5 protein-coding genes are annotated in these 5,809 nt (G+C 45.0%); all 5 read right to left on the bottom strand.

Features of this window, described 5'->3' with window-relative positions; all coding sequences use genetic code 11:
- The coding region (gene selD / locus GF309_02175; GenBank protein ID MBD3157572.1) for a selenide, water dikinase SelD at window positions 1-1,600 on the bottom strand (1,600 nt) is incomplete at its 3' end.
- Between the two features lie 118 nt (window positions 1,601-1,718).
- Window positions 1,719-2,630: a hypothetical protein gene (locus GF309_02180; protein ID MBD3157573.1), complete on the bottom strand. Its 912-nt coding sequence runs from the start codon at window positions 2,628-2,630 to the stop codon at window positions 1,719-1,721.
- Between the two features lie 162 nt (window positions 2,631-2,792).
- Window positions 2,793-3,719 (bottom strand): hypothetical protein, encoded by a 927-nt coding sequence (locus GF309_02185; protein ID MBD3157574.1) that lies wholly within the window; start codon window positions 3,717-3,719, stop codon window positions 2,793-2,795.
- A gap of 197 nt (window positions 3,720-3,916) precedes the next feature.
- Window positions 3,917-4,387: a tetratricopeptide repeat protein gene (locus GF309_02190; GenBank protein ID MBD3157575.1), complete on the bottom strand. Its 471-nt coding sequence runs from the start codon at window positions 4,385-4,387 to the stop codon at window positions 3,917-3,919.
- A gap of 88 nt (window positions 4,388-4,475) precedes the next feature.
- The gene (locus GF309_02195) at window positions 4,476-5,303 is read right to left on the bottom strand and encodes a 4Fe-4S dicluster domain-containing protein (protein MBD3157576.1); all 828 of its coding nucleotides are present in this window, start codon (window positions 5,301-5,303) and stop codon (window positions 4,476-4,478) included.
- Window positions 5,304-5,809: the final 506 nt, after the last annotated feature.

A 5,809-nucleotide genomic window follows, 5' to 3' on the forward strand; every position in this document is an offset into this window, starting at 1 on the left:
CGATTACGCTTATTCCAGCTTCGCTAGCTTTCTCTTGTGCTCCCTTAAGGATCTCCTCTAAAACAGATAACGGCAATCTGTTTGATGGAAATCCTGCAATGTTCACACCCAGAATTGGTTTGGCTCCCATTGCGTAAATATCACTCAATGAATTAGCAGCAGAGATCGCTCCGAACCAATAGGGTTCATCTACTATTGGCGTGAAGAAATCAACGGTCTGAACAATTGCCATATCTTCGTTGATACGATATACTGCTGCATCGTCTGCTGTTTCTATTCCGACTATGATGTTTTCGTCTGTAGGAACGGGGAGGCTTCGCAGAACTTCCTCAAGTGCCTGAGGACGCAATTTGCATGCGCAGCCCATACCATGAGTATACTGCGTTAATCTGTAGATTTCCTTTTCTTCTGACTCAGGTATGCACACTTCGCCTGGTGCCGGTTGGAGGCGCCTTGCTGTTGAGGAGATGACATCTATTGCTCTGTCTATTTGTTCGGCTGTTGTTCCTCTTCCTACCGAAAACCGAACAGTTCCCATGGCCCATTCAACTGGAACGCCCATCGCTTCCAGAACTGATGAGATATCTACATCTTCAGCATGGCAAGCTGCTCCAGCTGAAGCTGCAACTTCGTCCTGAATCTCGGACAGTAGTGTATTTGCTTCTGTCCCTCGAAAACTTATGTCAAGCGTATTTGGCAACCGTAATTCCGGATGGCCATTCAGTCTCAGTCTATCCTCGCCGAGCTCCCGTAGCAAACCCTCATGAAGTTTATCTCGCATTTTCCTGAAATGCTTCATGTTCTTCTCTAGGTCACGTTTTGCTATCTCACAGGCTTTTCCCAGACCGACTATCTCAAGGACATTTTCTGTGCCAGGACGCCTATCCCGTTCGTGATCTGCACCGTGAAGGATTTTCTCCAGTTCGGTGCCAGTTCGGATGTATAACATGCCAATGCCCTTTGGAGCGTACAGTTTGTGCCCTGCAAGAGATAACAAATCCACGTTCAATTCATCTACTCTTACGGGGATTTTACCAATTGATTGAGCAGCATCTGTATGCATGAGAGCTCCATGTTCATGAGCTATTTCAGCCAATTCTGCAATCGGTTGTATTGTGCCAACTTCATTATTAGCGTGCATGATTGACACGAGGATTGTTTCCGGTGTGATCGTTTCCTTGAGGTCTTCTGGATCAACCAAACCATATTCATCAACTGGCAATATCGATATTCTGAAGCCCTGTTTATCTAGCCAATCACAGACTTCTAACACTGCAGGGTGTTCAATTTCTGACGTTATGATATGATTCCCTTTGTTCTTGTGCTTGAAGGCCACTCCTTTGATTGCATAATTGTTGCTTTCTGTCCCCCCGCTTGTGAACACAACCTCTTCCGTTTTGCATCCCAGGAGCTCAGCAACATTCCTGCGAGCAGATTCTACAGCCAGTTTGGTTTTAGATCCATAAGGATGACTGCTTGAAGGATTTCCGAAATATTCGAAAAGATAGGGCTTCATGGCCTCGGCTACTTCAGGTGCAATTGGAGTTGTCGCGTTGTAGTCAAGGTAGACCGGCCCATCAAAGTCATCTTTATGTGACATAGTTGTCAGCTCTACTGTTGCTTTCAGGTGTCTTTTCAACTGTCTCTGTGCTTAAGTGTGTCTCTGAAAGGGAAATGACTATTCACGCTAGTTTTGGTAGTCTATTTCGACACTACAGCTAAAGCCAATCTTCTTCTTGTGTTTCTGCTCTTGACTTCAAATCACGATAAACCACGGCTTGGAATACTATTGAAATGGGAGCAATTAGTAGACCATTTACGATGGTAACCGCCAAAAAGAAGGAAATGAGCGACCATTGCATCAGGGACACAAGTAGCATGTTGACAATTCCTACGACTACCGAGATGACAAGGTTGAGAATGAACTGGGATCCGAAGATATGCCAGAAGTGTGAATCGGTCAAATTGAATGCTCTTCTCATTGCATCAAATGGACTTTCTTGCCGTTCTTCAATAATGACAGCGAATACAGGTAATATTCGAATTCCTACATATTCAGCTCCTACGGCCAAAAGGAATACTGTCAGTATTGGGAAAAAAGGAATTGTGCCAGACATGAGGAATAGCGAGAACGCATAGTTAAGTACCGATAGAGGACTCCCGAGGAGGAAAATCGTGAATCCTACCGTTAATGATGCAAGCAGAATCCCAAAACGACTAAATGAGAAACCAAATGCGTCAATCACATTTCCCGCTCCCGGATTGCCATAATCATCAAGAGCAATCTTAACGGTTGCAGCTGTAGTGGCGGTATAAACTAGAAACGTCAGTATGATTGCCACAATCGCCATGACAATATCCCTGACTGAGCTTCCGCCAGCAGCAAGATAATTGAGAACTGCACCTGTTGGAGTTACGGGCAGGTATATCATATTTGCTAAACTGGCAGGTCCCAAGATGAGAATCACGGGAACTATGTATAGAAGAAATAGAAACACTTTGCTGGATATCATGATTCCAATGTAGCTAAGTAGTCTTCGTTTCCAAAGGCTTATCGTTCTGAGAACGAGACCACTCCAACTAACCGCAAAATCCTGTTCTTGCCGATATGAAGATTCTGCTTCGACCATCAATTACCTCTCCGTGTTTCTATCCTGAGTACGAAGCAACTCCCACCAAATATTAAGATACTACTGTGAATTCACGTAGTGTGGAACTGATCATTGATACGCGGATTTACAAGATGCTAGAATGAAAAGGGAGGGGGGTTACGGATACCGCCCGTTACTGATTTACCACCAGTCCTCCTCATCTTGTATAGCCCTTGCCTCAAGGTCGCGATACAAAACGGTCTGGAAAATGTAATCAACAGAGCTGAATAGCACGCCTACAATGATGGTTGAAAGCACAATTCCAATGACACCAGCCACCGAGAAGGTAAGTGCTGCGATTATGAACTCCACAATAATTGTGATAATACCAACGACAAGCCCCAGCAGTAGTTGCCCACCAAATATGTGCCAGAAGTTGTTAGAAGTAAGCGCCCAAGCTCTTTTCACTGCGCCGAACGCTCCGGTATCATTTTCTGTTATGACGACTGCAGAAACGGGTGTTAATCGAACACCGATGTATGCACTTAGCACCAGACCAACAAGTGAAAGAACGCCAGTCACAGCTATCAATTCGATATTCCCGGTAAACATGAATACGACCATCAAGAGCGTGGGTATCTGTAGAATAAGTACAATAAGCCCGACAATGATTTGAGCTCCTATCAGACTCCATACTCTGCTAAATGAATAGGAAAGGGACGTATCAACGTCTCCAGTACCCGGATCCCCATAATCATCGAATGCTAGCTTGATTGATGCACCACCGGCAACAGCATAGATAATCATACTAATGATCGTCATTGGTACTAGAATAATGACTTGATTCATCGATAATCCCTGCAAGTTCATAAGTGATGTTATGAGTGAGAAGGGACTTGTACCGATATATGGCAAGATTGAGATACCGCCAGGCCCTGCCAGAAGGTACAGTACTATAGCATAGAGCCCATAGACCGCTATGCTAGTGATACCCATAATGGTGAGATAGCCTGGCAATCTTCGCTTCCATAACGCAAATGTGCGTGAAACCATTCCCGTCCAGCTTACAGAAAAATCGCGTCTCTGTGGCCCTGATGGTTCTGGTTCAACGCCTGAATCTATTTCCACTCCAAGAGACCTCCGTATTGTTATTTTGCATGCCTATGAATTGACCTGTTATATAGTTCCCGATAAGTAGAATTCCAGTTCTGGTAATCCTACCTGTATGTGTAAACACATGAACAAACCCAAATCCAACTGTGGAGCAGCATGGAGGGCAATGACGACATGATTTTGCGATTATTGACTAACAGTCGACATAAGGTTCAGCCTTGGGCTTTTCGAAGCCGTTCCAAGTGGATCTTGTAATCGTTGTCCTGAGGCTGAAGCTCAGTAGCCTTCTCAGCAGCGGCTATCGCCGTGTCCAAATTGCCTTGTTCCATGTTCGCGCCTGATAGAATGTAGTTGAGCGCGGCTTCAGTAACGGTGTCATCCACATCCTGGGCTAATGCACCTTCAGCAACGGTGGCCGCTTCGGGCCAGTTCTTGTTTCTGACGTACGCATTAGCTAGAAAATAGCTGATTGTTGGGATTGGCTGAGCATCGTGCGCCTTCTTCAAATTGTCTATTGCTTTGTCTAGCTCTCCGGTCTCAAGATAACAGCGACCGTAGTAGTAGGCTACCCGCCAATCATCCGGAGCCATGCCTTGGGCTGACTTCAAATCTAACAGGGCGTACTTGATATTGCCTTCATTGATATTCTTCTGAACACTCTCGAGTAAGTTCTGGAGGGACACTTACATACCTCAATTAGCTGATTGCATTATCCAATATAAGTCAATATGGAGATTTGAAGGCCTAAAGGATAAAACATGTCTCTAAATGTCATACCATCTTGAAGGCTATCTCCGGATTTTCCCTTCCTTTGGATATATTGTAATTGATAATCGGGCTCATAAGCTTGGAATCCAGAATTGACGAGATTGCATTCTCGGGACACGCTATCTCACAAGACAGGCAAAGAATACAATCTTGCCCCCATTCGGGAAAACCTTCCTCATCGAGATGGACATTGTCTGTGGGGCAAGCGTCTACGCATTTGCCACACTTGATACAGCTTTCTTCGTCAACAACGAAGGTTCTGCTCATAAGGTGGTCCGTTAGCCACCTACTGGAGGCCAATCGCTCAAGACGGTATATCATTGGAGGTGATGGGTCAAATGTCTCCACATTGCCATCCTCGTCTTGATATCTCCGTGCTACTTCATCAGCGAATTCCCTTGCTTTGCCGAGCTCTTCCTCACTGGGATTCTCGGAACAGAAGAGGATTCCCTTTCTTGTATAGCCCGGAAAGTGATTTGTGCCCCTAGATTTGAAGTATCCAAGATCCCGTCCACCCTTTTTCAGAAGCTTCTTTCTGATTTCATTGCCTGTGTCACCAACATGGAGGCTATAAAGCGCAAACACAAAGAATGGTCGGTCATCTAGATCAGGCAGTGCTTCAATGAATTCACTTACCAAAGATGGGGCATGAAAGAAAAAGGTCGGCGTACCAATTCCTATGACATCAGATTTCTCCATGGCCTGCAAGTCCTCTGCAAGATTAGAGGTATCTACGGACCAACCAATGTCGCGTAATCGATCAGAAATCGTCTTGGCAATTTTGGCAGTTGAACCTTTTTGAGAGAAATAAGCGATAGTACAGGTTACCATGAATCTTCGCCTAGCATATTACTAGTGGCAATACCCAACGTTAACTGTTTTCATTTAGGACTTCTGGCGAAAACTGAATTCAGACTTCTCTCTTCTCCGTTTTCATTATGGCACCGCAATACGGACATTTAGCAGTAAGAGGGCCGGCCCACTCAACGTTTTCTGCACTGAGGCTCGCACCACATTCCTTGCAGAAGTCAGGCGGCTCATGTATGTAGGAAGAGTCCTTACTATCAAGTTTAGGTGCAGATGATTGAAACATGCCGAAGCTGCTGGTACCGATTCCTTTCAGCATCAGTGGCATGCCGATAATAACTCCGACTACAGGAATCACGAGAATATAGAATAGAATCATCCCGACGCCGATATTCCCGGATTCTAATCCCATAATCATCAAGATGAATCCACCGAAAAAGAAGATGACAATAACGCCAATGCCTAGCCAGAATTTCATGATGTCTTCCATCTTTCTGAAGCCCATAACTACGAGTTCGTTACTACTAGAA

Source organism: Candidatus Lokiarchaeota archaeon (genome assembly GCA_014730275.1).
GTDB lineage: Archaea > Asgardarchaeota > Thorarchaeia > Thorarchaeales > Thorarchaeaceae > WJIL01.

Bases quoted from the DNA above. Each gene is read 5' to 3' on its own strand.
- GF309_02180 (MBD3157573.1), bottom strand. From the start codon at position 2,630: ATGGTCGAAGCAGAATCTTCATATCGGCAAGAACAGGATTTTGCGGTT.
- GF309_02195 (MBD3157576.1), bottom strand. From the start codon at position 5,303: ATGGTAACCTGTACTATCGCTTATTTCTCTCAAAAAGGTTCAACTGCC.